Below are 25,937 nucleotides of genomic sequence, written 5' to 3'. Positions count from 1 at the left end.
AAAATGTTATAATAGTTAAGGTTTAAACAGGTATTCCTTTATCCGGTTGTTACAGTTTGGTAATTTCATCTATATATTTAGGTGAACTGTAAACTGTAAATATGGGATAAAGAAATTGATTTTTTATTTTCAGGAGGGATAGGAATTAATGGGAAAGGTATTTGTATGTGACCATCCTTTGATCCAACATAAACTAACTTATATTCGAGACAAAGAAACGAAAACGAAAGACTTCCGTCAATTAGTAGATGAAGTTGCCATGTTAATGGCTTATGAGATTACTAGAGATTTATCTCTAAAAGAAGTAGAGGTTCAAACTCCTGTTGCAACCGCAAATTGCAAAGTGATATCTGGGAGAATGCTTGGTTTGGTTCCAATACTTCGTGCTGGATTAGGGATGACAGATGGTATTTTAAAACTACACCCAACTGCGAAGGTAGGTCACGTAGGTTTATATCGTGATCCTGAATCATTACAGCCAGTTGAATATTACACTAAATTACCAACTGATGTTCAAGAAAGAGAGCTAATCGTAATTGATCCAATGCTTGCTACTGGTGGATCAGCGAACGCGGCTATACAAGTATTAAAAAACAACGATTGCAGTCAAATGAAGTTAATGTGTTTAATTGCCTCCCCAGAAGGAGTTAAAGCAGTGCAAGAAGCACATCCTGACGTAGATATCTATATTGCTGCAATTGATAGTCATCTAAATGAAAAAGGTTATATCATTCCAGGACTAGGGGATGCAGGGGATCGTTTATTTGGAACAAAGTAACGTTAAAGGATGATAGCTGAATGGATAAGTTAAAAGTACTTACGATATTCGGGGTTAGACCTGAAGCTATTAAAATGGCTCCACTTGTATTAGAGTTACAAAAACATACTGATTTAATCGACTCAAAGGTGTGTGTAACAGCGCAGCATAGAGAAATGCTTGACCAAGTGTTAGATGTATTTGGGATTCAACCAGCATATGATCTCGATGTGATGAAGGATAGACAAACGCTGAATGAGATAACAATACGTGTGCTACAAGGTCTAGAGTCAGTGCTTCAAGAAGCAAAACCAGATTTAGTTTTAGTGCATGGAGATACATTAACCACATTTTTAGCTAGTTATGCTGCTTTTTTACAACAAATCAAAGTAGGTCATGTGGAAGCGGGATTGAGAACTTGGAATAAACTGAATCCTTATCCTGAAGAAATGAATCGTCAGCTCACAGGTGTGATTGCTGACCTTCATTTTGCCCCTACAAATTGGTCAGCTAATAATTTATTTAAGGAAAATAAGTCTGATCAGAATGTGTATATTACAGGGAATACAGCGACAGATGTTTTTCAATATACTGTGAGAGAGGGTTTCTCTCATCCTGTATTATCTTGGGCTAAAGGAAAAAAATTAATATTAATGACAGCACATCGAAGAGAATCTTTAGGTGAGCCTCATCGACAGATTTTTAATGCTGTTCGAAGAATCGTGGATGAATTTGAAGATGTTGCTGTTGTTTATCCCGTTCATTTGAACCCAGCAGTAAGGGAGCCGGCTAATGAAATATTAGGCGACCATCCTAGAATTAAACTCATTGATCCGTTAGATGTTGTTGAGTTACATAATTTTTATAATCATACTCATATGATATTAACGGATTCAGGTGGGTTACAAGAGGAAGCTCCTTCCTTTGGGATTCCTGTTTTAGTATTAAGAGAAACAACGGAGCGTCCTGAAGGAGTAGAAGCAGGAACGTTGGAGTTAGTCGGAACTGCTGAAGAAGACGTTTATCAAAAAACGAAGGACTTATTAGTAGATATTGATAAATATGAAAAAATGAGTCGTACTGCAAATCCATATGGTGATGGTAAAGCATCAAAAAGAATTGTAGAGTCTATCTTGCATCATTTTGGAAAAACGCTAGAAAAACCCAAACCATTCTCAACATAAAAGTTTACAGCATACAGTTGTACTGTATAGTTTTTAAATCAAAAAAACCTTTAATATCAAGGGTTTCACCATTTTGTTCACGAAATGTTTGAATTTTACCCAATTGACAAACAATGCTTCGCTTCGTTAAAATAAATGGGGATTTAAATAGGGGAAATGTATAATGAGTAATTCAAATCCTAAAGATAATCCATGGAAAGCCGTTGCGTTGGTCAGTGCAATTGGATTAGATATGGTTATCTGTATGTTTGCCGGATATGGTCTAGGAACTCTAGCAACAAAATATTTAGACGATAATCCTATATGGATTGTTGTTGGTATAATGGTGGGATTTGTTGTAGGGGTCTTAAGCATCATGATGATCATTAAAAAGTACACGGGGGACTCGAATGAATAATTTGTCGGCCCTTACAAAAAACGCTTACAAAATAACAATATATGTTTTAGTAGCTTGTTTTGTAACGTGGGCACTGCTACCTCATTACAGAGTTTATAGTGCAGGTTTGATCTTGGGTATTTTAGTTAGCTTAATCAATGCAAGGTATTTACAGTGGAAAATTGAACTGATGTCTGAAGTTGCCATCAAGAAATTGAAACGCAGAGTAAATGACGGATTTATGACTAGAGCATCACTTTCTTTAATTGCAGTAGTCATTTCAATCAAGTTTGAACAACACATCGCGTTTTCTACAACATTAGCTGGATTGTTTTTTGTACAATCACTAACATTTATACTCGGCATTATTTCTATTAAAAACAGTAAATAATATGGATTAACAGAAGGGAGGGAAAATGACGATATGCATGAATCACCAATGATTGAATTGTTTGGAATTCCATTTGATTTATCCAACTTGATTATGATTACGATCACTTGTTTGATTGTATTCCTTATTGCTGTATTAGGAACTCGGAAATTGTCTGTCGAAAACCCAGGGAAAATGCAGAATTTTCTTGAGTGGGTGGTTGAATTCATACATAATATGATTTCCAGCACGATGGATATGAAACAGGGAAAAAGCTTCATTATGCTAGGGATCACTTTAATTATGTATATTTTTGTAGCTAACATGTTAGGTCTTCCGTTTGCTTTGTCCTTTCATTTCCACGAAGCACCGACTTTTTTCGGAATTCCAATTTCTCCAGATTTATACGCACAAGCAGCACATGCAGATGATGTATCTTTGCTTTTTTGGAAGTCACCTACAGCAAGTATGAGTGCTACGATGGGATTAGCTTTAATTATAATTGTAATGGTACATTATTTAGGGATTACTAGAAACACTAAAAATTACTTTAAACATTATATTGATCCAGTTCCAGCGTTCTTTCCGCTTCACGTAATCGAAAAAGTATCACAATTTTTAACACTTGGACTACGTTTGTTCGGTAACATTTATGCGGGTGAGGTATTGATTGGGGTTATTTTAATGACTGCCTCTGCAGGTGTGTTAGCAGGTATTGGTGGGATGATTCCATTAATTGCATGGCAGGCATTTAGTATATTTGTTGGTTCAATCCAAGCTTTTGTATTTACCATTTTAACAATGGTGTATATTTCACAAAGTATTGCCAAAGATCATTAATGAATCTAACTCAGTTATCACTGAGATGAGATTATAAATTTTAACATGAATTAAAAATAATTTATTTATTATCTAAGGAGGATTTCTCAATGAGTTTTTTAGCAGCAGCAATTGCGATTGGTTTAGGTGCACTAGGTGCAGGTATTGGTAACGGTTTAATCGTTGGACGTACAATAGAAGGGATTTCTCGTCAACCAGAACTTCGCGGAACTTTACAAACGACAATGTTTATCGGTATTGGTCTAGTTGAGGCGTTACCAGTTATCTCACTTGTATTTGCGTTATTGTTTGTTTTTGTACTAGGAGAATAATATTATTTAAGTTCGGCGCGGATGGTTCAAGCCACCACGCCTTCGTTTTGTCAGATTATAACGTATTAATCTCTGAGAAGGGAGTGACTAAAAGTTGAGTATAGATGGATCAATAGTATTTCAGATCGCAGCATTTTTCATTTTGTATTTATTGTTACACAAGTTCGCCTTTGGACCTTTGATGGGTGTTATGGAAAAGCGTAAAGAGCACGTATTAGATGAAATGCGTACGGCTGAAAGCAACCGTGTAGAAGCAGACAAACTTTTAAAAGAACAAGAGGCGTCCATGCAAGAAACTCGTCAGGAAGCTTATCAAATTATTGAGCAAGCCAAACAAACGAGTGCGAGACAAGCTGAAGAAATCGTTGAAGATGCGAAAGCAACAGCAACGAAGTTAAAAGAGGATGCGCTTAAAGATATTGAGAACGAAAGATCAAAAGCAGCTCAAACGTTGCGTGCGCAAGTAGGAGCAATGTCCATTATGATTGCTTCCAAAATTATTGAGCAAAAACTTGATGAACAATCACAACAAAAATTAGTTGACAAATACCTGAAAGAGGTAGGAGGAAAACTATGAGCACCGACACACTAGCAGGAAAAAGATACGCAAAGGCACTTTTTGAAGTTGCTCGAGAGCAAGAAGTGATTACAGAAGTTGAGAGAGAATTAAAAGCAATTGTTCATTTCATAGAAGTAGATAAGGATTTTAATAAATTTATCTCTCATCCAAACATTGGAGTGGACACAAAAAAAGAACTTCTAAGCAAAGTATTTGAAGGTAAAGTATCTGACATTGTGCTTCATACAGTTCAGCTTCTTATTGAAAGAGGAAGAGGTTCAATCTTAGCAGCGATTTATGAATATTATGTTGGGGTTGCCAATGAATTTTTAGGCCAAGCGGATGCGGTGGTATTTACACCATCTAAGTTATCTGATAATGAATTAAAAGAAGTTGAAGAACGTTTTGGGAAATTAACAGGCACACAGATCAAGGCTTCAAATAAAGTTGATCCAAGCCTTTTAGGTGGATTAAAAGTTCGCATTGGTGATCGTTTATATGATGGCAGCTTATCAGGAAAATTAGCTGCACTTGAACAAGAATTAAAACAGCAAGCAATATAGTTAGGGGTGAGGTTCATTGAGTATCAGACCTGAAGAAATCAGTACGTTGATAAAAAAACAAATTGAAAATTATAAATCTGAACTTCAAGTGGTTGATGTAGGTACTGTTATCCAAGTGGGTGATGGTATAGCTCGTGCCCACGGTCTTGAAAACGTCATGGCTGGTGAATTATTAGAATTCTCTAACGGCGTTATGGGTATGGCTCTTAACCTTGAAGAAGATAATGTGGGTATCGTAATCCTAGGGCCTTACACGGATATCCGTGAAGGAGATCAAGTAAAACGTACAGGACGTATCATGGAAGTTCCTGTAGGTGAAGCATTACTTGGACGTGTTGTGAATCCATTGGGACAACCGATTGATGGTAAAGGTCCTATTGAAACAAAAGAAACTAGAGCTATAGAATCCCCAGCACCGGGTGTTATTGATCGTAAATCAGTACATGAACCGATGCAAACGGGAATTAAAGCCATTGATTCTATGGTTCCTATCGGTCGTGGTCAGCGTGAGTTAATTATCGGTGACCGTCAAACAGGTAAAACGACGATTGCTATAGACACGATCATTAACCAAAAAGATAATGATATGATTTGTATTTACGTAGCGATTGGTCAAAAACAGTCCACTGTTGCAGGTGTTGTTGAAACACTTCGTAAAAATGGCGCTTTAGATTATACCATTGTTGTTACTGCAGGTGCGTCTGAACCAGCTCCTTTATTGTTCTTAGCACCTTACACAGGTTGTACAATGGGTGAGCACTTTATGTATCAAGGGAAACACGTATTAGTTATTTATGATGACTTAACTAAACAAGCATCAGCTTATCGTGAGTTATCCTTGTTATTAAAAAGACCTCCAGGTCGTGAAGCTTTCCCAGGGGATGTATTCTACTTACACTCTCGTTTATTAGAAAGAGCTGCGAAATTGAACGATGATCTTGGTGGAGGCTCCTTAACCGCTCTTCCATTTATCGAAACACAAGCAAGTGATGTATCAGCATACATTCCAACAAACGTAATTTCCATTACAGATGGACAGATCTTCCTAGAAGCTGATTTATTTAATGCAGGACAGCGTCCAGCGATTAACGTTGGTATATCCGTATCTCGTGTTGGTGGTGCTGCGCAAGTCAAAGCCATGAGAAAGGTTGCAGGAACTTTACGTCTAGATCTTGCACAATATAGAGAACTAGCTGCTTTCGCTCAGTTTGGTTCAGACCTTGATAAATCAACTCAAGCTCGATTGAACCGAGGAGAACGTACAGTTGAAATTTTAAAACAAGGTGTAAATAAACCATTACCAGTTGAAAAACAAGTTGTAAGCATTTTTGCAGCAGTTAAAGGTCATCTAGATGAGATTGCAGTGAAGGATATTACAAGATTTGAAGAAGAATTCCTATCCTATATGGATGCGAATCAATCAGATATTCTAAACGCGATTAAAACAACAGGTGAAATATCTAAGGATACAGAAGAAGCACTTAATAAAGCCATTGAAAGCTTTAAAAAAGGGTTTGCTACATCTGTATAATCTTTTGATAAAAATAGAGTGTTTTTTCAAATAGCCTATAAGGTGGTGAACTAAATGGCTAAAGGTATGCGCGATATAAAACGCCAAATCAGTGGGTTTCAAAATACAAAACAGATTACAAAAGCAATGGAAATGGTAGCTGCTTCAGGATTAAGGAAAGCACAAGAAAATGCTGAGGCTGCCAGACCCTATTCAGATAAAATAAAAGAAGTAATTTCAAACATTGCTTCTGCTACAAAGAATTTAAAACATCCGATGTTAGAAAACCGAGAAGTGAAAAAAACGGGTTATCTAGTGATTACTTCGGATCGTGGATTGGCAGGAGGTTACAATGCAAACCTTTTGCGCATGGTAATGAACACGATTCAAGAAAAACATAATTCCACTGATGACTATTCTATATTTGTTATCGGAAGGAAAGGTCGGGATTTTTTCAAAAGAAGAAATATGCCGATTGTATCTCAAGTAACGGGATTGCCTGATAATCCTCAGTACTTAGACATTCAAGAAATTGCTAAAGCCGCAGTGCAGAACTTTAGTGATGGTATATATGATGAGTTATATTTAGCGTATAACGAATTTATTAACCCAATTACACAGATCCCTGTAGAAAAACGTCTATTACCATTAAGTGATATTTCCGAATCTAATGGTAATACGGCTTTGTATGAATATGAGCCTTCTGCAGAAGATGTATTAGATGTATTATTACCTAAATATGCTGAGACTTTAATTTATAGTGCAGTATTAGAAGGTAAAGCTAGTGAATTTGGTGCAAGAATGACGGCAATGGGTAATGCAACGAATAATGCGACTGATTTAATCTCTGGTCTTACGCTTGTATACAACCGTGCTCGTCAAGCTGCAATTACACAAGAAATATCAGAAATTATTGCTGGAGCCAATGCTCAGGGATAGTTGAAATATATGCACTAACTTTGAAAACCTTAAGGAGGTAAAAGCATGAACAAAGGGCGCGTTTTACAGGTTACAGGTCCCGTAGTTGATATTGAATTTGAACGTGGCAACCTACCTGAAATTCTAAATGCAGTTAAAATAGAAAAAAAAGCGGAGTCCTCTGGAGAAAAGGATATTAACCTTACAGTAGAAGTATCTCTTCATCTAGGTGATAACGTAGCACGTTGTGTTGCAATGTCTTCTACAGACGGTTTAGTTCGTGGAACTGAAGCTGTTGACACAGGTAATCCGATTACTGTTCCAGTGGGCGATGCTGTATTAGGTCGAGTGTTAAATGTATTAGGTGAACCTATTGATAATGCTGGGGCAATTAAAACCAAAAATTCAAGTCCAATTCACAGACAAGCACCTGAGTTTACAGAACTATCTGTTGAAGAAGAAATTTTGGAAACAGGAATTAAAGTTATTGATTTAATAGCTCCTTACGCAAAAGGTGGAAAAATTGGATTGTTTGGTGGAGCCGGTGTTGGTAAAACGGTTACGATCCAGGAATTAATCAATAATATCGCACAGGAACACGGTGGTATCTCTGTATTCGCCGGTGTTGGTGAGCGTACGCGTGAAGGGAATGACCTTTATCACGAAATGAAAGATTCTGGCGTTCTTCCAAAAACTTCAATGGTATTTGGACAGATGAACGAACCTCCTGGTGCTCGTCAACGTGTAGCACTTACAGGATTGACAATGGCAGAGCATTACCGTGACCAAGAAGGTAAGGATGTATTGTTGTTTGTTGATAATATTTTCCGTTTCACCCAAGCAGGATCTGAGGTATCTGCATTACTTGGGCGTATGCCTTCAGCGGTAGGTTACCAACCAACATTAGCCACTGAAATGGGTCAGTTGCAAGAGCGTATAACTTCAACGAAAAAAGGTTCTGTAACTTCCATTCAAGCGATTTATGTGCCAGCGGATGATTATACAGATCCAGCACCAGCAACAACGTTTGCTCACTTGGATGCAACAACAAACTTGGAGCGTAAAATTGCTGAGTTAGGGATTTTCCCAGCAGTAGATCCTCTAGCATCAAGCTCGCGTATTCTAAATCCTGAAATTGTAGGACAAGAGCATTATGAAGTTGCTCAAGGTGTTAAACAAATTTTACAACGTTATAAAGAACTTCAAGATATCATTGCCATCTTAGGTATGGATGAGTTATCTGAAGATGATAAAGTAACAGTACAACGTGCAAGAAAGATTCAAAGATTTTTATCACAACCATTCCATGTTGCTGAGCAGTTTACAGGTATAAAAGGTATCTATGTACCAGTTAAAGAAACAGTTCGCAGCTTTAAGGAAATTTTAGATGGTAAACATGATGAATTACCAGAAGCAGCTTTCATGTATGTTGGTACAATTGAAGAAGCTGTGGAAAAAGCCAAAACTTTATAATAGGGTTGAATCAAAAATCCTAAGTTTCTAAAAATGAAACTTGTAGGAGGAAGTTATGAGTACTTTTACATTAGAAATCGTTACTCCCGAGAGAAAAGTTTATTCTCAGGACGTGAATATGATTGTTGTCACAGGTGTGGAAGGTGAGCTAGGGATTTTACCTAATCACATTCCGTTAGTTACAGCTTTAAAAGTTGCACCAATGAAAGTAAAAACCGGAAAAGATGAAGAAACCATCGCAGTACATGGTGGCTTCATGGAAGTAAGTAAAGAAAAAGTGGTTATTCTTGCTGATGTTGCAGAACGTGCAGGAGAAATTGATGTTGAACGTGCCCAAGCTGCAAAGGAACGCGCGGAAAGAAGAATGGCTGATAAAAAAGCTGATTATGATTTCCGTCGTGCAGAGATGGCATTGCAGAAAGCGATCAATCGAATCAGTTCTACTGATAAACAATTTTAAAATGTTGTAAAAACTGTCGCACATCATATGTCGGCAGTTTTTTCTATAAGATCAGAAGAATATTTTTGTGTGATATTTTATATGATTAAGCACAAAATATTCGAAAGCATCATAGTGTATAGAGAAATTCACTCTTTTATATCATAGTTGATTGTGAAAAACATCACATTTTATAGTCGTTATAAGAAAATATAATAATCAATATATTTTAAAAAAACAAGAGCAGTAATGTATTATCTATGCTTTTCAACAGATGTTTTTGTTTGAAAACACACTGTTTGTACATGATAAATAGATAACAGCTTTTGGATTGATGAATGTCCATGATCTGTAATGAAGCATTATCGATTAACAACATTAGTTTTCCTTGAAAATACATTAATTGTACAATAGACTTCGATGTAAGCTTTTGTTATAATGTTCACGACATTTATTATTGAATATAAAATTGTCCATAAGAAAAACTTATAAATTGGACTTCATTGAATGGAGGGGCATAAGTCGATGGAAACATACATCAATAACTATGTTATCGTCGCTATTTTTATTGCGCTCGGTATTTTCTTGCCTGTGGCAGCGCTTACGTTTGGTAAGTTATTAAGACCTAACAAACCAACGGAAGAGAAATACACCACATATGAGAGTGGGAATGAACCTGTTGGTGCAGGTCAAGTTCGATTCAACATTCGCTATTATTTATTTGCTTTAATGTTCGTTATCTTTGATGTTGAAACTGTCTTTTTATATCCATGGGCAGTTGCTTATGACAAACTAGGACTTTTTGCTTTAGTCGAAATGTTGATTTTCGTATCATTATTAGTTGTAGGATTAGCTTACGCTTGGAAAAAGAAGGTGTTACAATGGAACTCGATTTAGCAAAGATCTCACCAGAGGAACAAGAAGAATTACAACGTAACGTGTTTATGGGTACCTTAGAGCAGTTAAAGGCATGGGCAAGGAGTAATTCCTTATGGCCACTAACTTTTGGCTTAGCTTGTTGTGCCATTGAAATGATGGGAACAGGTGCATCTCATTACGATTTAGACCGTTTTGGAGTTATATTCCGTACCTCACCAAGACAATCAGATGTCATGATTGTATCGGGTACAGTAACTAAAAAAATGGCTCCTTTATTAAGACGTTTATATGATCAAATGCCTGAACCAAAATGGGTCATTGCAATGGGTTCATGCGCTACTGCTGGGGGTCCATACATTAAGTCCTACTCTGTAGTCAAAGGGGTAGATCAAATTGTTCCTGTAGATGTATACATCCCAGGATGCCCTCCTAATCCAGCTGCTTTAATTTATGGTATTAATAAATTACAAGAAAAGATACAATACGAAGCAAAAACGGGGAAAAGGGTGACAGAGGTATGAGTGATCAAAAACAAGTTACTGAAATGGACCCTAAAGAAGCAAAAAAGGAACTACAAGAAACTGAAACAGTAGAAGTTGTAGAACCATCACCAAATCAAGATAGATTAGATCGTTTGGTTGAGTTAATAAAAACAAATGTATCTGAAGATGCTGTGGAGGAAGCTTATATTAATGAGTTAGATAGGGACTTGCCGTGCATTGTGATTCGAAGTCCGTATTGGGTTAAAACTGCCATGTTGCTAAAAGAATCAGAAGCATTAAAACTAAATTATTTACGTAATGTAACAGGTATAGATTATGAGACATATTTTGAGGTTGTTTATTATTTACTATCGATGTCAACAGACAACCAACACGATGCTTGTATTAAAGTCAAAGCAGATAGAGAAAATCCTTCTATCCCATCAGTCACACCTGTATGGAATACGGCGAACTGGAATGAAAGAGAAATCTATGATTTGTTAGGTATTCAATTTCCGGGTCATCCTAATTTAACAAGGATCATGATGCCTGATGATTGGGAAGGGCATCCTTTAAGAAAAGACTATGAACCAATAGATCCGGAGGTGTAACAAACCAGATGATACGTACAGAAGAATTACTTTTAAATGTAGGACCACAACATCCGAGTACACATGGTGTTTTTAGAATTATCGTAAAGTTAGATGGAGAAGTTATTACTGAAGCAACACCTGTTATCGGATATTTACATAGAGGTACTGAGAAACTAGCTGAAAATTTAACATACACTCAGGTTATCCCTTATACAGATAGAATGGACTATGTTTCTGCAATGACAAACAATTACGTGTTATGTCATGCAGTTGAAACCTTGATGGATCTTGAAATCCCAGAAAGAGCAGAATTTTTGCGTTTAATTGTTATGGAGTTGCAGCGCATTGCTAGCCATTTAGTATGGTGGGGAACTTATTTATTAGACATCGGTGCTATGAGTCCATTTCTTTATGCTTTTAGAGAAAGAGAACTGATCGTAAATATGTTTAATGAATTATGTGGTGCCAGACTTACTTATTTCTATATGAGAGTAGGCGGAGTGAAATGGGATGCTCCTGAAGGATGGATTGACAAAGTTCGTGATTTCATACCATATATGAGAGAAAAGTTAGATGAATATGAGCAGTTAGTAAGTGGAAATGAAATATTTCTAGCTAGAGTTAAAGGTGTTGGGACATACGACGCGCAAACCGCAATAGAGTATGGCCTAAGTGGTGCTAATTTAAGATCAACTGGGGTAAAGTTTGATCTTCGTAAAAACCAGCCATACAGTATATATGATCGTTTTGAGTTTGATGTTCCTGTTCAAACAGAAGGGGACTGCTATGCTAGGTACTTAGTTCGATTTGAAGAAATCAAACAAAGCTTGCGTATTTTGGAACAAGCTGTAGAACAGTTTCCTGAAGATGGGAAAATTATGGCGAAGGTACCAAGAGTAATCAGACCTCCAGAAGGAGAAGTTTATACACGTATTGAATCTCCTAGAGGAGAAATTGGTTGTCATATTGTATCTAAGAAAAAACCACAACCTTATCGTTTAAAGTTTAGAAGACCTTCATTTGTAAACCTGCAAATTTTACCTAAATTACTAGTTGGTGAAACCATGACAAACTTAGTCACGATACTAGGTGGTATTGATATTGTATTAGGGGAGGTAGATGGCTAATGGATCTGCTCCAGGAACTAACATTGTCTAGTTTTAGTTGGTTTTTATTATGGTCTGCTGTTCTTCTTTTAGTTGTACTTGGTTTTGTAACCTATGCCATTTATTTTGAACGTAAAGTGATAGGTTGGATTCAATTGAGAAAAGGACCTAACCGTGTTGGACCACTGGGTTTATTTCAAACGGTTGCGGATGTATTAAAGTTGTTGATCAAAGAGGATACAATTCCGAAAAAGGCAGATCGGTTTCTTTTTATCATAGCCCCTGTCATTACGTTTGTACCAGCGTTTGTAGTGTTGGCTACGATTCCTTACACAGCAAAATTGCAATTTGCAGATTTAAATGTAGGGTTATTATACTATTTTGCTTTATCCAGTATTTCAACAATCGGGATACTACTGGGTGGGTGGGCTTCAAATAACAAATATTCATTGTTGGGCGGTATGCGTTCAGCTGCTCAGATGATTAGTTATGAAGTCCCTTTAGTCATGTCCGTAGTTGGGGTTATTCTTTTAAGTGGAAGTTTAAGCTTGAATACCATCGTAGAAGGTCAAGCTGGCGGTTTTTGGAATTGGAATATTCTTCCACAAATCGTAGGGTTTATTATATTTATTATTGCTGCGGTTTCAGAGCTAAATCGTACTCCATTTGATTTGCCTGAGGCAGAATCAGAATTAGTCGCAGGTTATCATGTAGAATACAGTGGTTTTAGATTTGCTTTTTTTATGCTAGCTGAATATGTATATGTGTATGCTATTGCAGCACTAACAACAATTTTATTCTTAGGTGGTTGGCATTCTCCACTGCCATTTCTTGATTTTATCCCAGGAATAATATGGTTTATTTTAAAATTTTCATCCATCGTTTTTTTCCTATTTTGGATTCGGGCAACGTTGCCAAGAATAAGAGTGGATCACTTAATGGCATTAGGTTGGAAGGTTTTATTACCTTTGGCTTTGGTTAATATATTTGTAACGACAATTTTTATAGAAATATTTAAATAATGCAACTTTGAAATGAGGTGAAACCGTTGAAAGGTATAGTTAAAGGAATGGGTGTTACCTTAAAAAATCTCACGAAGAAAAAAATAACTCATCAATATCCTGATGTTCCTTTACAGATGCCCGATCGTTTTCGTGGTGTGCAGCATTTTGATCCTGAAAAATGTATCGTGTGTAATCAGTGTATGAATATATGCCCAACAGATTGTATTGATCTTATAGGTAAGAAAAATCCTGACCCCGAGAAAAAAGGGAAGGTAATTGACACCTACGATATCAACTTTGAAATTTGTATTTTATGTGATTTATGTACAGAGGTCTGTCCCACAGAAGCCATTGTTATGACTAATAATTTTGAATTAGCAACTTATAGTCGGGATGATCTGTTTAAAAATATGGAATGGTTAAATGATAACAATACTAATGTCAGAAAAGAAAACAGTATTAATTTACAACCAAAATCCATCCCATCCAAGGCGAAGAAGGAGGAGAAGTAGTTATGCTGGAGAATTTTATAGATTTTTTATTGAATGGAGAAAACTTATTATTTATCATTTTTTCCATGCTCATTATTATAGGCGCAGTTTTTTTAATAAATCTCCAAAGAGTTGTCCATATGGTTATTGCTCTTGCTACTACTTTTATCAGCCTTGCAGGTTTATACGTTATGCTTGATGCGGAGTTTTTAGCCTTTGTACAAATTTTAATTTATGCAGGTGCAATGACGATATTAATGATTTTTGGAATTATGATGACGAAACATGAAAAACAAAATGATGAGCCGAAAAGACCTTTGCATAACGTATTATTGCTCGTGGGAAGCATTGGTTTTTTTGTCATTTTATATTTAGCGATTCAAGATGCAGTTTTTCCGATTCAAGAATTTACTTCTACTGAAGACAATACAAAAATGATAGGAATTGAGCTTTTTACTAAGCATGTCATTCCTTTTGAATTGGTATCTGTGTTATTAACGGTAGCTTTCATCGGAGCCATCGTTGTGGCTAAAAGGGAGGAGGATTAAACAACATGATTTCTTCTTATCTTACATTAGCTGCTGTGTTGTTTGTGATCGGCCTCTATGGTGCATTGTCAAAAAAGAATGCGGTTATCGTATTATTATGTATTGAATTGATGTTAAACGCAGTAAATCTGAATTTGATTGCTTTTGCGAAATTTGGAATAAATCCTTCCTTAAACGGGCAAATTTTTTCATTGTTTAATATCACGATTGCTGCAGCTGAAGCGGCAGTTGGTATAGCCATTTTAATTGCATTGTATCGGAATAAAGCAACGGCAAATGTTACTGAAATGAATTCATTGAAAAAATAACTAGGATATAAAGGTTGTTCAAAAAGTCCCCTTTTGCCAGCATAGGACGTGCTGGTACTACATTAGTCACATGGAAGTGACTGGTTTTAAGTAGTGATCACGAAGTATCTCGAGGAGGTCTACTCGACGTCGAATTTGACATTCACCTTTGAAGTCCGGTGCTCATGTAGAAATACTCTACACTCCGCTCCAGCTTCTGCAGGTTCATGTCACCTTCTTGGTGCTGAAAACTGAACTTTTTGAACAGGAATTAATATTAAAGGAAAGGAAGGGTACTATGGAATCGGTATTCTCTCAATTAGCTTGGCTTATACCACTCTTTCCACTGATTGCTTTTGTTATACTGATTGCAATTGGTAAGCAAGGAAATAAATGGAGTGCTTACATCAGCATTGGATTTGCACTACTCTCATTTATATTTGCATTTCTAGTTTTACTTGAACGTCTGAATGGGACCATGGATGCTTACACTTGGAATGAGTTTGATTGGCTGTCATTTGGTAATATCTCTATTCGATTAGGGTTTGAAATAAATAATTTAAACGCGATGATGTTAATCGTTGTCACCCTCGTTAGTTTATTAGTCAATTTATATTCAAAAGCATATATGAAGGATGATAATAGAATAACGGTATTTTATAGTTATATATCATTATTTACATTCTCTATGTTAGGGCTTGTTATATCTGTAAACTTACTTGAGTTGTATATTTTCTGGGAACTGGTAGGTGTTTGTTCCTTTTTACTTATTGGATTTTGGTATGAAAAAGAATCAGCTAAAGCTGCGGCGAAAAAAGCTTTTATTGTTACCAGAGTTGGGGATGTAGGGTTATTTATCGCGATCTTAATGTTATTCTGGTATATGCCAAATCATTCTCTAGATTTTACAGATATACATAATGCGTTTAGTACAAACAGCATTCCAATTGAAGCGTGGGTTATCACCACAATCGCAATTTTAATATTTGTTGGGGCAATGGGGAAATCAGGTCAATTTCCATTACATACTTGGTTGCCAGATGCGATGGAAGGTCCTACGCCAATTAGTGCTTTGATCCATGCAGCTACAATGGTTGCTGCAGGTGTGTATTTAGTAGCACGTACTTATGATATCTTCCTAGCTTCTTCCATAGCAATGGAGGTTGTAGCTTATGTAGGTGGCTTTACTGCGATATTTGCAGCAACGATTGCGATTGCTCAAAATGATTTTAAACGTATTTTGGCTTATTCTACTGTCAGCCAATTAGGATATATGATGATGGCACTTGGAATCGGAGCTTACACAGCAGGAGTTTTTCATTTATTTACACATGCATTTTTCAAAGCGCTTCTCTTCCTAGGAGCAGGTAGTGTAATACATGCATTGCATAAACAAGATATTAGAGAAATGGGCGGCATTTGGAAAACGATGAAGATTACGACAATAACTTTTGCTATCGGGGCTTTAGCATTGTCTGGTATTTTCCCGTTATCAGGTTTTTGGTCTAAGGATGCGATCTTAACAGAAGCGTATCATGACAACATTGTCTTGTTTGTCATTGGTATCACTGCAGCATTTTTCACTGCATTTTATATGACGAGATTGTTTAAGATTGCTTTTATGGGAAATAATCGTTCATCGGATGCTCCAAAAGAATCACCTATAGTGATGACGTTACCACTCATTGTTTTATGCATACTAGCTGTCATTTCAGGTTTTGTGTTTACACCATTAAGTCCTTGGTTAGGTGAATGGTTAACAGGTGATGTAGTCGAAGAACATACGAATTGGATTGTCATGATTTTATCCACCTTAGTAGCTGTCGCAGGTATTGTATCAGGTTGGATCATGTTTGGTGAAAAATCAGTTTCTCAAAACGGAAATTCAAGAAACTGGGCTTATCATTTACTAGCCAATCGATATTATATAGACGAGATATATGAATGGACCATTGTGAAACCATTACGTGTATTGGGTCTGATTCTAAATACAATTGATCGATTTATCGTGGATGGATTAGTTAAATTAACTGCCAATATTGTTTTGGAGACAGGTAGAACGAGTACTAAGGTACAGAATGGACAAGTACAAACTTATGGTTTAGTTACATTGATTGGATTTATCATTATTATCGCAGCTATGCTAGGAAGGAGGTATTTTTAAATGTTAGAAAACTTACCTTTACTCTCCTTAATCACATTTTCTCCTTTGATAGGTATATTGATTATGTTGTTTATTCCAGGTCAAAATGGGAAAGCGATTAGATGGGTTGCTATAGCTACAACGATATTAACATTGATATTGTCAGCTTTATTATATATACAGTTTGATAACACCTCTTCTGGCATGCAGTTTACAGAAGAAATGAAGTTTTTAGAAATACCATTAAATAGTGAATTAATATCACCATCTGGTACAGCAAATATTGACTATGCTTACGAATTTAATTATTTAATGGGTGTAGATGGTTTATCGTTAGCATTAGCATTTTTAACTGCTTTAGTTTGTTTAATGGCAGCACTCGCTTCTGTATATATTAAAAAAAGATGGAAGACCTTTTATATTTTGTTCTTACTTCTTGAAGTAGGTATATTGGGTGTTTTCTTTGCAAAAGATTTAATGTTATTTTTTATCTTCTTTGAAATTACTTTAATCCCGATGTTTTTCTTAATTGGGATATGGGGTTACAAGGATCGAGAGCGAGCTGCAAATAAGTTTTTAATTTACAATGGTGTTGGTTCTGCTATCATGTTGATAGCGATATTGATATTAATTAATACTGCAGGTTTTTATTTTGATGAAGCTTCTAATTTATTGAGATATACATCTGATGTTGGTGTCATATCAGATCAGTTAAACAACACACAGTCTCTAGTTAATCTTGAAGGTACTATATTTTATTTAAGTGAAAACATGAGATGGTTTATATTCATTATGTTGCTTGTGGCATTTGGAATTAAACTACCGATATTCCCGTTCCATACTTGGATGTTAAGGGTACATACAGAAGCACCTCCATCCATTGTTATGATTCACTCTGGCTTACTGCTTAAAATGGGTGCATATGGTCTCATTCGTTTTGGCGTTGTATTATTTCCAGAGCAAGCTAAAGAATGGGCTTATGTTTTAGCAATACTAGGAATAATAAATATATTGTACGGTGCCATATTGGCATTTGTACAAAATGAATTCAAGCTGATTTTGGCCTATTCAAGTATAAGTCATATGGGCATTGTGCTTCTTGGTATTGCGGCATTTAATGTGGCTGGAATGCAAGGAGCGGTATATCAATTAGTTTCACATGGTTTTATATCGGCATTAATGTTCTTAATTGTCGGTAGTATTTACGAACGCACACAAACTACAAAGCTTGATGAATTGGGCGGTTTAGCCAAATCCATTCCATTTATAAGTGGAATTTTGTTAATTGCCGGTATGGCTTCCCTAGGTTTGCCAGGTTTATCAGGTTTCATCAGTGAGTTTTTAGCTTTTGTAGGATTGTTTGATACGATGCCAATTGTTACTGTCATAGGTACACTTGGAATTGTGTTAACAGCCGTTTATGTGTTGCGAGGGGTATTGAGAATGACATTTGGGTCATTGCCAGCACAATATACCAAGATGAATGAAGCAAGATTAGTTGAAGCTGTTCCAATGATTGCTTTGGTTGCTTTTATTCTTCTTCTAGGAATATATCCTGCTGTTTTAATTGAACCGATGCAAGAAACGATTCTAAGTATAATCACGAAGATGGGGGGTTAACCAATGCGTCTTCAATTATCTGATTTAGTATATTTATCACCAGAGCTCACGTTAGTCATCGCTGCAGTCATCATATCGGTTTTAGATTTGATATTACCTAACAAGGTAAATCGTACGATATTAGGGTGGTTATCGATTGTATCTCTTATGATTTCAACCGCATTTGTCATTTATTATATGCGATTGTTGAATCTTTCAGAGGATCCATTAGTTCCTGTACAATTATTAAATCTAAGTTATCGAGTAGACGATTTTGCAAATTTATTTAAACTGATATTCCTTGTCGGAACGATCTTCATTCTCTTCATGAGTATTGGCTCCATTAAAAAGGAAGACATTCATCACAGAGGAGAATATTATTATTTATTTTTACCTGCGACATTAGGTGCTATGATTATGGCATCCTCAGGAGACTTAATTACTTTATACGTTGGTCTTGAGTTACTTAGTATCACTTCTTATATTATGGTAGGGATAAGGAAAGGGAATACGAAGACAAATGAAGCCGCATTTAAATATATAGTCGTTGGAGGTATAGCTTCAGCGTTCATACTATACGGAATGTCATTTTTATATGGTCTGTCAGGTAGTACAAATTTAACTGAAATTAATCAAGCATTGCAATTCAGCGATAGTTCCTTTGAGTTGATGATCTTTGTTAGTTTCATGTTAATCATTGCAGGATTAGGGACTAAAATTGCTGCAGCTCCTTTTCATACGTGGGCAGCAGATGTATATCAAGGAGCAGCAACACCTGTAACCGCATATTTAGCTACCGTTTCCAAAGCGGCTGGTTTTGCGATGTTATTTAGATTGGTATATTTAGTTTATTACGGAGTTGGGGGACAAGAGCAGAGTCCAATCTTTATTGACCTGTTTATGATCATTTTAATCATTGCTGCTACTGCAATGATTTTAGGAAATGCATTAGCATTAAAACAACGAAATGTGAAACGTCTTTTAGCTTATTCTGGTGTAGCGAATGCAGGATACTTATTAGTTCCTATTGGAATTGGATTACATAGTCAAGTTCCACATTCATCTAATTTTTCTGAACTGTATTTTTATTTAATTGCTTATTTGTTTATGAACCTTGGCGCATTTGCAGTGTTGATGGCAATTGAAAGGACTACTGGGAATGATGAGCTAAAAGGATTTGCAGGTTTATATTATCGAGCTCCATATACAGCATTTGCGGTTGTGATCCTTCTTTTGTCACTTGCTGGATTACCTGTTACAGGAGGATTTATCGGTAAGATATTTATTTTATTAGCTGCATTGCAAGTCAAAGTTTATTGGTTAGCGATCGTTATGATTCTTACCAGTGTTATATCCTTTTATTATTATTTTTCTATTATTCGTCAAATGTTTATGCGAACAAATTTTGAAGCAGGTTCGAATAAGTTAAAACTAACAGCTCCTATATCTATTACAATATGGATTAGCACTGTGGTTACGATTATTCTTGGGTTCTTCCCTCAATATGTTTTAAGCTACATCAACAACATCTTTTCAATCGGGATAGACTTTTTTATCAGATAGTAAGGTGTAAGTTTTGTCATATATCTTCCATAAACAAATTTTGAAATAGTGGAGAATTTGACGGGAATCATATGTGTCGTCAATAAGTGATTTTCTTACATTTCTCATATTATTTTCACCTCTCATAATATCAAGTTATGATTTTGAAAGTTTAAAGTATAACTTGATGATGTAGGGGTGATTTTTTTTATTTCTATAAAAAAACTCTTCCATTGGCCATCCAGAATTATTTTCCATTTAAGTTAAATAAAAAATATAGAAAGATTTACTTTATTAATGATATAAAAAATGATAGATTTAGTTTATAGATTATAAATATAAAACAAAGGATAGGGACAATCATGAAAAAATATATAACAAATGCATTTGTAATAGTCTCTTTTCTATTTGCAACATTAGTTGTACAAACTATATATACGCAGAGCTATATTTATGCGCAATCATCTGAATATCATGCTGATCAAAGCTGGATTATTAGATGGATTGATGAAAAGGATGAGCAAATTTTATCAAAAAGTGAAGTGATTGAAGAGTATGCTGACTTTAACATTAGTGTATTGAGACCAAATCAAGGTGAAAATATACATTTATGGTTGTCTAGTTTAAATGCATCTTCGCATGTTCAGTATTTTCAGGTAAACCATACAGTTGAAGTTTCCTCTGCGCCAAATGATGAATTTATATCACAACAGTCTTATTTAGCGAATATTGGTGCTGTTGAAGCATGGGATATTACGAATGAAAATACTGCAATAAAAATAGCAATTGTTGATACAGGGATTGACTTGCATCATCCCGATTTAATAGATAATTTAGTAGAAGGTATAAATATTCTAGATGAAAGTGTTCCTCCACAAGATGATAACGGACATGGAACAAACGTGGCTGGAATTGTTGGAGCTTCTGGAAATAATGTAATTGGAGTGTCAGGTATACTTTGGAATGCTCAAATCATGCCGATTAAAGCATTGGATGAACAAGGGAAAGGTAATGAAACTGATCTTGGAGAAGGTATTCAATATGCGGTAGAGAATGGAGCACAAATTGTAGTATTATCGTTGGGATTACATAGTGCTTCACCTTATTTACAAGAAATCGTTCAATATGCAGAGAATCATGGAGTATTAGTTGTAGCTGCATCTGGTAATGATGGGCAGCACTCAATTCAATATCCAGCTGCCTATCCTACAGTTTTAGCAGTGGGTGGCTTATATAATGATAAGACCATCCCTGAGAAATCAAATTTTGGACAAGAGATTGATGTAGTAGCACCTTGGAAGGTTTATACCACAGGGCTTGGTGGAAGTTACACTTATAATGTTGGAACTTCTATGGCTGCTCCTCAGGTTGCAGCAGCAGCAGCGCTAATCTGGTCTCAATATCCTGAATTGGAGCCTGCTCAAATTAGGAACTTAATTAGACAAACTGCGGAAGATGTATACAACAGTGGATGGGATGAACACACTGGGTATGGATTGTTAAGAGTTGATTCAGCTTTAGTTGAACCAGCTATTGAAGATATTTATGAAGATAATAATAGTAAAGATGAGGCGAAGCCGCTTCAAATGGACGCGATGATGACTGGTGCTTTAACAGGAGAAAGTGATGAGGATTGGTTTTATTTAGATAGTTTATACGATGGAAATTTAAAATTTGAATTTGAATCAACTTTAACAGGGGAAGTTGATGTAGTGGATGTTGAATTGATCTATCATTTTAATGAGGAAGTTTCCGTTTATGATTTATCACAGCCTATATCATTACCAGTAAAAAAAGATCAAAAGGGTTATATTCAATTAAGGTATAAAGATCAAACAAATCATGACTTGTTGCCATATGAATTTACTTCGCAATTTGTAATCGAGGCGGATTTATATGAAGATAATGATACTCAAGCTACAGCATTTGTTTTACCGGAAACGGGAGAAAATATTTTAGGTACATTTCATCAAGATAGCGATAAAGATTGGTATGTACTAGAGGTTGTACAAGAAGGGAACTTAAGAATCGAATTATCTACAGATACGAATCGTATGGATCCACAATTAATACTGCAAAAGCCGGATGGCACCTCTCTTTTTATAGATAGAGGAAATGCTGGAGAAGCTGAATTTTATTCTGGTTCTGTATTACCTGGGAAATATTATTTTCAAGTACAGAACTATGAGGAAGAAGGTATGGAGTCCTTACCCATTATAGGTAATTATCTTTTTCAAGTGACTTATCTTCCTACATTCGTTGATGCAAATGAACCTAATGATAAAGCATATCAAACTACAAAACTAGATTTGAATATAGAACTTAATGGAGTTTTTGATCATGGAACAGACGAAGACTGGTTTTCATTTAGCATTGATGAAACAAGTGACATAAGTATTGATTTAGGTCAATTGCCACAAGATAGAAATGTTACATTAAGTGTGTTAAATTCGACACAGAGCTTAGTATTTCTTACTACAAACGAAGGACAAACGAACATCAATAAACAATTAGAGGGTTTAAATGCGGGTACTTATTATGTCAAACTTGCATCAGATCAGGCTTTTGACTATCAAATGTATTCATTAAAAGTTACAGAGAGAAATATTGACACCATTTTTACAGATATTGAAACACACTGGGCTAAAGAAGAAATTAAAGAACTTTGGGAGCAGGGGGTAGTCAACGGAGTTGATGGAAGGTTTCTTCCAAATGAGAATATTACACGTGCCGAAGCAATCACTATGGTCGTAAGGGCGATGGAGCTAACTGGAGTAGAACCGACTTCATCACCATTTATAGATATAACTAATAAATATTGGGCATATGAACCTATATTATTAGCTAATCAAGCTGGTTTAATCAGTGGTTATACTGATGGAACGTTTGCTCCTAACGATAATTTAAACAGAGTTGAAGCAGCAAAAATTATTGCAAATGCTCTTGATATAGAAGGTGTTGAAGGTGAAATTCCTTTTAGTGATATACCTCAAGGGTATTGGGCATCGGGTATTTTAACGCAATTAAAATTGAATGGAATTATAAGTGGTTATAATGATGGTACATTTAGACCTGAAAATGAGACAAGTCGTGCTGAATTTGCTACATTAATATATAATTTGTTATTAGATTAGGAGATGTAATGCTTCATGTTGATGGAAGCAGTTGTAAACAATATTACGAATATAGTTATTGTATTGTTAAGTATTTTATTGTGCTGGAAAGTGCTGCAATCTTTTCGATTTGATATTTTCATGAAAAACCCGGAAAGCTTTGAAGCCAAATTGTTAAAGGTCATCATTACAATTGTGATTGGTAATCAGCTAGGAAATTTTATCATTCAGTATTATAACTGGTCCCTTGCAATAAAATATTTATTTCAATGAGTGTAACAGAATAACATTAGCTACAAATGCGAACAATGTAAAATAAATGATTACTCGACAACAAAAAAGGAAATAAAAGTTAGTTGTAACAAATTGGATAGTAGTGTAAAATTGTAAAGATTGCAGACTATATTATTGATGCGCGGAGGCCAAACAATGGAAAAAATAATCGTCCGCGGAGGCATACCATTATCTGGTAAAGTCAAAATAAGCGGTGCCAAAAACGCTGTATTACCTATTATAGCTGCCTCAATTTTAGCAAAAGATGGAGTAAGTGTAATTCGCGATGTTCCTCCTCTTGATGATGTTTTTACCATAGCTAAAGTATTAGAGGCAATGGGGATAAATATTCAGTATGAGAATGAAGTTTTAACAGTTGATGCTAAACAAGTAAAAGCACATGAAGCACCTTACGAATTGGTACGCAAAATGAGAGCCTCCTTTTTAGTTGCTGGCTCATTATTAGGTCGTGAAGGTTATGCTAAAATATCCTTACCTGGAGGATGTGCAATAGGCACGCGTCCCATAGATCAGCATTTAAAGGGTTTTGAAGCCATGGGTGCTCAGATTGAATTTGGGCAAGGTTTTATTGAGGCTAGATCTAACGGGAGATTAAAAGGTGCTAAAATATATTTAGATGTTCCTAGTGTCGGAGCAACTGAGAATATCATGATGGCTGCTACACTAGCTGATGGTACTACAATCATTGAAAATGCTGCCAAAGAACCAGAGATTGTTGATTTAGCAAACTTCTTAAATGGAATGGGAGCGAAGGTTCGAGGTGCAGGTACAGGAATGATTAGAATAGAAGGTGTGCAACAGTTATCAGGTGTGGATCATACAGTGATCCCTGATCGTATTGAAGCAGGTACATATATGATTGCAGCAGCTATTACCAGAGGAAACATTTTTATAGAAGGTGCAATTGAAGATCATTTAACACCTGTCATTTCAAAGTTGGAAGAAATGGGAACCACTATTCTTATTACCGAAAAAGGAATAAAAGTCTCTGCCCCAGCTACATTAAAGGCTGTAGACTTGAAAACATTACCTTATCCAGGATTTCCTACGGATATGCAATCTCAAATGATGAGCTTATTAATGATTTCAGATGGAACAAGTATTGTCTCTGAGTCTTTATTTGAAAATCGTTTCATGCATGTATCTGAATTTGAACGAATGAATGCGAAAATTAAAGTAGAGGGACAAACAGCGGTAGTAAATGGGAATACTAAATTAATTGGTGCTAAAGTTAATGCCACAGATTTAAGAGCAGGTGCAGCATTGATTTTAGCAGGGTTAGCAGCTGAAGGGGAGACAATAATTTCTGATATTCATCATATAGATCGTGGGTATGTAAGTGTAACTGAAAAATTAAAACAGTTAGGTGCAGATATTGGCAGGGTTCAATATCAGGAAAATGTGGAAGTACACGATCTAAATACAAAGATTGAACGTGTACTGCCTATTCAACCTACATTGGCATAATCATATATTCATAATATCACTACTTATATTTATAAAAGTCACCATTAGGTGGCTTTTTTTGCGTACAATTTCAACTTTTCACTAATGTTTTAATATCGTTTTTTGATTTGGAGTTGATTTAATTTGGACTATGAAGTTCTAATTTATAGTTTTAATTTATATATTATATTAACTATGCTTCCCGAGAGAATGATAACCTAAGGAGGTTTTTTATGACGAGTTTACAGCAGTATCTAAGCAAACGTAGCACCAATGTAGTAGATAATAGTGTGATATCAATTTATGAGGAAATAGAACAAGCTAAACAGGATTGGATTGCAGCAGGTAAAAAGTTTAATTACGCTGTTGATAAGGACGAGATTGATTTTGCTATATTTTCATTGGAGGCAGCGGAAAAAAGGTATGAAATGTTATTAAGACAGGCTAAGGAGTTACAGATTACTAAGTTGGAAGAAAAGAAAAAATAACGGGGGATTAAAATGGGATTTATATCGTACCTAATTATTGTATTTGTTGTTTTTTTACTAATTTTGGGAGTTATAAACTATCAGAAAGTTTCAAAATGGATGAATTATGTATTAATAAATATTATTACTTCTGCTATTTTTATTTATATAGTTAATTTAATAGTAGAAGGTGATTTTTTATCGATTAATTATGTAGTTATTATTACAAGTAGTCTGTTGGGGGTTCCTGGATTGTTAGGAGTAATAGGTGTAAAGTTCTTAATCATATGAAAATAGTTACCTCTCTTCTTTAGAAACAAAATTATACTATATTATAGTATTTAAAATGAACTTTAAATTTGTCATAATCGTAGCTGAGCTCAGTGACTAGAAAGGTTTTTTATGTTCTGAAAGAAAAAAATAAAAAGTGTTGACATGATAGTTTTATATGTGTTATATTTATCAAGTCGCCGCTGAGACGGACGACAAAAACAAAAGAAAATGCTTGATAATAAGGCATTCTTTGCACCTTGAAAACTGAATAACGAGTGAACTTAAGGAGACCTGAAAGATTTTCAGGAATCCAAACAAATAGCTCAAAAGTTTTAAACTTTTGGGAACCCGGATATAACATGTAACAAAG

The 25,937-nt window shown here is 35.5% G+C and carries 28 protein-coding genes; all 28 read left to right on the top strand.

Annotation, left to right across the window (positions count from 1 at the left end):
- The first annotated feature begins 148 nt into the window (after window positions 1-148).
- The 28 genes from upp to EPK97_RS18940 all read left to right on the top strand — a co-directional run bounded on the left by upp (window position 149) and on the right by EPK97_RS18940 (window position 25,585).
- Window positions 149-778: a uracil phosphoribosyltransferase gene (gene upp, locus EPK97_RS19075; protein ID WP_162038230.1), complete on the top strand. Its 630-nt coding sequence runs from the start codon at window positions 149-151 to the stop codon at window positions 776-778.
- 20 nt (window positions 779-798) lie between these two features.
- Window positions 799-1,941, top strand: a complete 1,143-nt coding sequence (gene wecB / locus EPK97_RS19070; protein WP_162038229.1) for a non-hydrolyzing UDP-N-acetylglucosamine 2-epimerase — start codon at window positions 799-801, stop codon at window positions 1,939-1,941.
- Window positions 1,942-2,104: 163 nt separating this feature from the next.
- Complete coding sequence (locus tag EPK97_RS19065) at window positions 2,105-2,338, top strand: AtpZ/AtpI family protein (RefSeq protein ID WP_162038228.1); 234 nt, start codon at window positions 2,105-2,107, stop codon at window positions 2,336-2,338.
- On the top strand, window positions 2,331-2,708 hold the full coding sequence (locus tag EPK97_RS19060) for an ATP synthase subunit I (RefSeq protein ID WP_162038227.1): 378 nt from the start codon (window positions 2,331-2,333) through the stop codon (window positions 2,706-2,708). Before EPK97_RS19065 ends, EPK97_RS19060 begins: the two co-directional genes overlap by 8 nt.
- A gap of 33 nt (window positions 2,709-2,741) precedes the next feature.
- Window positions 2,742-3,527, top strand: coding sequence for a F0F1 ATP synthase subunit A (atpB, locus tag EPK97_RS19055; protein ID WP_162038226.1), 786 nt, complete (start codon window positions 2,742-2,744; stop codon window positions 3,525-3,527).
- An 89-nt stretch (window positions 3,528-3,616) separates the two neighbouring features.
- Window positions 3,617-3,838, top strand: a complete 222-nt coding sequence (gene atpE / locus EPK97_RS19050; protein WP_162038225.1) for a F0F1 ATP synthase subunit C — start codon at window positions 3,617-3,619, stop codon at window positions 3,836-3,838.
- 94 nt (window positions 3,839-3,932) lie between these two features.
- Window positions 3,933-4,415 (top strand): F0F1 ATP synthase subunit B, encoded by a 483-nt coding sequence (atpF, locus tag EPK97_RS19045; RefSeq protein WP_162038224.1) that lies wholly within the window; start codon window positions 3,933-3,935, stop codon window positions 4,413-4,415.
- On the top strand, window positions 4,412-4,960 hold the full coding sequence (locus tag EPK97_RS19040) for a F0F1 ATP synthase subunit delta (RefSeq protein WP_162038223.1): 549 nt from the start codon (window positions 4,412-4,414) through the stop codon (window positions 4,958-4,960). The genes atpF and EPK97_RS19040 overlap by 4 nt, the downstream gene beginning before the upstream one ends.
- A gap of 16 nt (window positions 4,961-4,976) precedes the next feature.
- Complete coding sequence (atpA, locus tag EPK97_RS19035) at window positions 4,977-6,491, top strand: F0F1 ATP synthase subunit alpha (RefSeq protein WP_162038222.1); 1,515 nt, start codon at window positions 4,977-4,979, stop codon at window positions 6,489-6,491.
- Window positions 6,492-6,545: 54 nt separating this feature from the next.
- Window positions 6,546-7,409 (top strand): ATP synthase F1 subunit gamma, encoded by an 864-nt coding sequence (gene atpG, locus EPK97_RS19030; RefSeq protein ID WP_162038221.1) that lies wholly within the window; start codon window positions 6,546-6,548, stop codon window positions 7,407-7,409.
- Between the two features lie 45 nt (window positions 7,410-7,454).
- Window positions 7,455-8,861, top strand: a complete 1,407-nt coding sequence (gene atpD, locus EPK97_RS19025) for a F0F1 ATP synthase subunit beta (RefSeq protein ID WP_162038220.1) — start codon at window positions 7,455-7,457, stop codon at window positions 8,859-8,861.
- Window positions 8,862-8,916: 55 nt separating this feature from the next.
- Window positions 8,917-9,321 carry a F0F1 ATP synthase subunit epsilon gene (locus EPK97_RS19020; RefSeq protein WP_162038219.1) on the top strand — a complete coding sequence of 135 codons (405 nt, stop codon included), beginning with the start codon at window positions 8,917-8,919 and terminating at the stop codon, window positions 9,319-9,321.
- A 504-nt stretch (window positions 9,322-9,825) separates the two neighbouring features.
- A complete protein-coding gene (locus EPK97_RS19015) occupies window positions 9,826-10,197 on the top strand; it encodes an NADH-quinone oxidoreductase subunit A (RefSeq protein ID WP_162038218.1) in 372 nt (123 codons plus the stop codon).
- Window positions 10,182-10,700, top strand: a complete 519-nt coding sequence (locus EPK97_RS19010; protein WP_162038217.1) for a NuoB/complex I 20 kDa subunit family protein — start codon at window positions 10,182-10,184, stop codon at window positions 10,698-10,700. The genes EPK97_RS19015 and EPK97_RS19010 overlap by 16 nt, the downstream gene beginning before the upstream one ends.
- A complete protein-coding gene (locus tag EPK97_RS19005; RefSeq protein WP_162038216.1) occupies window positions 10,697-11,272 on the top strand; it encodes an NADH-quinone oxidoreductase subunit C in 576 nt (191 codons plus the stop codon). The genes EPK97_RS19010 and EPK97_RS19005 overlap by 4 nt, the downstream gene beginning before the upstream one ends.
- A gap of 8 nt (window positions 11,273-11,280) precedes the next feature.
- Window positions 11,281-12,381 carry an NADH-quinone oxidoreductase subunit D gene (locus tag EPK97_RS19000; RefSeq protein ID WP_162038215.1) on the top strand — a complete coding sequence of 367 codons (1,101 nt, stop codon included), beginning with the start codon at window positions 11,281-11,283 and terminating at the stop codon, window positions 12,379-12,381.
- On the top strand, window positions 12,381-13,382 hold the full coding sequence (gene nuoH, locus EPK97_RS18995; RefSeq protein WP_162038214.1) for an NADH-quinone oxidoreductase subunit NuoH: 1,002 nt from the start codon (window positions 12,381-12,383) through the stop codon (window positions 13,380-13,382). Before EPK97_RS19000 ends, nuoH begins: the two co-directional genes overlap by 1 nt.
- A gap of 26 nt (window positions 13,383-13,408) precedes the next feature.
- Window positions 13,409-13,876 (top strand): NADH-quinone oxidoreductase subunit NuoI, encoded by a 468-nt coding sequence (nuoI, locus tag EPK97_RS18990; RefSeq protein WP_162038213.1) that lies wholly within the window; start codon window positions 13,409-13,411, stop codon window positions 13,874-13,876.
- Between the two features lie 2 nt (window positions 13,877-13,878).
- The gene (locus EPK97_RS18985) at window positions 13,879-14,403 is read left to right on the top strand and encodes an NADH-quinone oxidoreductase subunit J (protein ID WP_162038212.1); all 525 of its coding nucleotides are present in this window, start codon (window positions 13,879-13,881) and stop codon (window positions 14,401-14,403) included.
- 5 nt (window positions 14,404-14,408) lie between these two features.
- Entirely contained in the window at window positions 14,409-14,711 is a 303-nt protein-coding gene (gene nuoK, locus EPK97_RS18980) for an NADH-quinone oxidoreductase subunit NuoK (protein ID WP_162038211.1), read from the top strand.
- A gap of 277 nt (window positions 14,712-14,988) precedes the next feature.
- Complete coding sequence (gene nuoL, locus EPK97_RS18975) at window positions 14,989-16,854, top strand: NADH-quinone oxidoreductase subunit L (RefSeq protein ID WP_162038210.1); 1,866 nt, start codon at window positions 14,989-14,991, stop codon at window positions 16,852-16,854.
- On the top strand, window positions 16,855-18,453 hold the full coding sequence (locus tag EPK97_RS18970; protein ID WP_162038209.1) for a complex I subunit 4 family protein: 1,599 nt from the start codon (window positions 16,855-16,857) through the stop codon (window positions 18,451-18,453).
- A gap of 3 nt (window positions 18,454-18,456) precedes the next feature.
- A complete protein-coding gene (locus EPK97_RS18965) occupies window positions 18,457-19,995 on the top strand; it encodes an NADH-quinone oxidoreductase subunit N (RefSeq protein ID WP_162038208.1) in 1,539 nt (512 codons plus the stop codon).
- Window positions 19,996-20,336: 341 nt separating this feature from the next.
- Window positions 20,337-23,108, top strand: coding sequence for a S8 family serine peptidase (locus EPK97_RS18960; protein WP_162038207.1), 2,772 nt, complete (start codon window positions 20,337-20,339; stop codon window positions 23,106-23,108).
- 15 nt (window positions 23,109-23,123) lie between these two features.
- On the top strand, window positions 23,124-23,360 hold the full coding sequence (locus EPK97_RS18955) for a DUF1146 domain-containing protein (protein ID WP_162038206.1): 237 nt from the start codon (window positions 23,124-23,126) through the stop codon (window positions 23,358-23,360).
- A 156-nt stretch (window positions 23,361-23,516) separates the two neighbouring features.
- Window positions 23,517-24,848, top strand: a complete 1,332-nt coding sequence (murA, locus tag EPK97_RS18950) for a UDP-N-acetylglucosamine 1-carboxyvinyltransferase (RefSeq protein WP_162038205.1) — start codon at window positions 23,517-23,519, stop codon at window positions 24,846-24,848.
- 212 nt (window positions 24,849-25,060) lie between these two features.
- Window positions 25,061-25,315 carry a DUF2508 family protein gene (locus EPK97_RS18945; RefSeq protein WP_162038204.1) on the top strand — a complete coding sequence of 85 codons (255 nt, stop codon included), beginning with the start codon at window positions 25,061-25,063 and terminating at the stop codon, window positions 25,313-25,315.
- A 12-nt stretch (window positions 25,316-25,327) separates the two neighbouring features.
- Window positions 25,328-25,585, top strand: coding sequence for a pro-sigmaK processing inhibitor BofA family protein (locus EPK97_RS18940; RefSeq protein WP_162038203.1), 258 nt, complete (start codon window positions 25,328-25,330; stop codon window positions 25,583-25,585).
- Window positions 25,586-25,937: the final 352 nt, after the last annotated feature.

This window comes from Chengkuizengella sediminis (genome assembly GCF_010078385.1).
In the GTDB taxonomy this organism is placed as follows: domain Bacteria; phylum Bacillota; class Bacilli; order Paenibacillales; family KCTC-33759; genus Chengkuizengella; species Chengkuizengella sediminis.
Note: the sequence above shows the minus strand (reverse complement) of the source record. Positions and strands in the feature narration are given on the sequence as shown.

Excerpts from the sequence above, each read along its gene's own strand:
- upp (WP_162038230.1), top strand. The coding sequence starts at position 149 with ATGGGAAAGGTATTTGTATGTGACCATCCTTTGATCCAACATAAACTA.
- wecB (WP_162038229.1), top strand. The coding sequence starts at position 799 with ATGGATAAGTTAAAAGTACTTACGATATTCGGGGTTAGACCTGAAGCT.
- EPK97_RS19065 (WP_162038228.1), top strand. The coding sequence starts at position 2,105 with ATGAGTAATTCAAATCCTAAAGATAATCCATGGAAAGCCGTTGCGTTG.
- EPK97_RS19060 (WP_162038227.1), top strand. The coding sequence starts at position 2,331 with ATGAATAATTTGTCGGCCCTTACAAAAAACGCTTACAAAATAACAATA.
- atpB (WP_162038226.1), top strand. The coding sequence starts at position 2,742 with ATGCATGAATCACCAATGATTGAATTGTTTGGAATTCCATTTGATTTA.
- atpE (WP_162038225.1), top strand. The coding sequence starts at position 3,617 with ATGAGTTTTTTAGCAGCAGCAATTGCGATTGGTTTAGGTGCACTAGGT.
- EPK97_RS19040 (WP_162038223.1), top strand. The coding sequence starts at position 4,412 with ATGAGCACCGACACACTAGCAGGAAAAAGATACGCAAAGGCACTTTTT.
- atpG (WP_162038221.1), top strand. The coding sequence starts at position 6,546 with ATGGCTAAAGGTATGCGCGATATAAAACGCCAAATCAGTGGGTTTCAA.
- atpD (WP_162038220.1), top strand. The coding sequence starts at position 7,455 with ATGAACAAAGGGCGCGTTTTACAGGTTACAGGTCCCGTAGTTGATATT.
- EPK97_RS19020 (WP_162038219.1), top strand. The coding sequence starts at position 8,917 with ATGAGTACTTTTACATTAGAAATCGTTACTCCCGAGAGAAAAGTTTAT.
- EPK97_RS19015 (WP_162038218.1), top strand. The coding sequence starts at position 9,826 with ATGGAAACATACATCAATAACTATGTTATCGTCGCTATTTTTATTGCG.
- EPK97_RS19010 (WP_162038217.1), top strand. The coding sequence starts at position 10,182 with ATGGAACTCGATTTAGCAAAGATCTCACCAGAGGAACAAGAAGAATTA.
- EPK97_RS19005 (WP_162038216.1), top strand. The coding sequence starts at position 10,697 with ATGAGTGATCAAAAACAAGTTACTGAAATGGACCCTAAAGAAGCAAAA.
- EPK97_RS19000 (WP_162038215.1), top strand. The coding sequence starts at position 11,281 with ATGATACGTACAGAAGAATTACTTTTAAATGTAGGACCACAACATCCG.
- nuoH (WP_162038214.1), top strand. The coding sequence starts at position 12,381 with ATGGATCTGCTCCAGGAACTAACATTGTCTAGTTTTAGTTGGTTTTTA.
- EPK97_RS18985 (WP_162038212.1), top strand. The coding sequence starts at position 13,879 with ATGCTGGAGAATTTTATAGATTTTTTATTGAATGGAGAAAACTTATTA.
- nuoK (WP_162038211.1), top strand. The coding sequence starts at position 14,409 with ATGATTTCTTCTTATCTTACATTAGCTGCTGTGTTGTTTGTGATCGGC.
- nuoL (WP_162038210.1), top strand. The coding sequence starts at position 14,989 with ATGGAATCGGTATTCTCTCAATTAGCTTGGCTTATACCACTCTTTCCA.
- EPK97_RS18970 (WP_162038209.1), top strand. The coding sequence starts at position 16,855 with ATGTTAGAAAACTTACCTTTACTCTCCTTAATCACATTTTCTCCTTTG.
- EPK97_RS18965 (WP_162038208.1), top strand. The coding sequence starts at position 18,457 with ATGCGTCTTCAATTATCTGATTTAGTATATTTATCACCAGAGCTCACG.
- EPK97_RS18960 (WP_162038207.1), top strand. The coding sequence starts at position 20,337 with ATGAAAAAATATATAACAAATGCATTTGTAATAGTCTCTTTTCTATTT.
- EPK97_RS18955 (WP_162038206.1), top strand. The coding sequence starts at position 23,124 with ATGTTGATGGAAGCAGTTGTAAACAATATTACGAATATAGTTATTGTA.
- murA (WP_162038205.1), top strand. The coding sequence starts at position 23,517 with ATGGAAAAAATAATCGTCCGCGGAGGCATACCATTATCTGGTAAAGTC.
- EPK97_RS18945 (WP_162038204.1), top strand. The coding sequence starts at position 25,061 with ATGACGAGTTTACAGCAGTATCTAAGCAAACGTAGCACCAATGTAGTA.
- EPK97_RS18940 (WP_162038203.1), top strand. The coding sequence starts at position 25,328 with ATGGGATTTATATCGTACCTAATTATTGTATTTGTTGTTTTTTTACTA.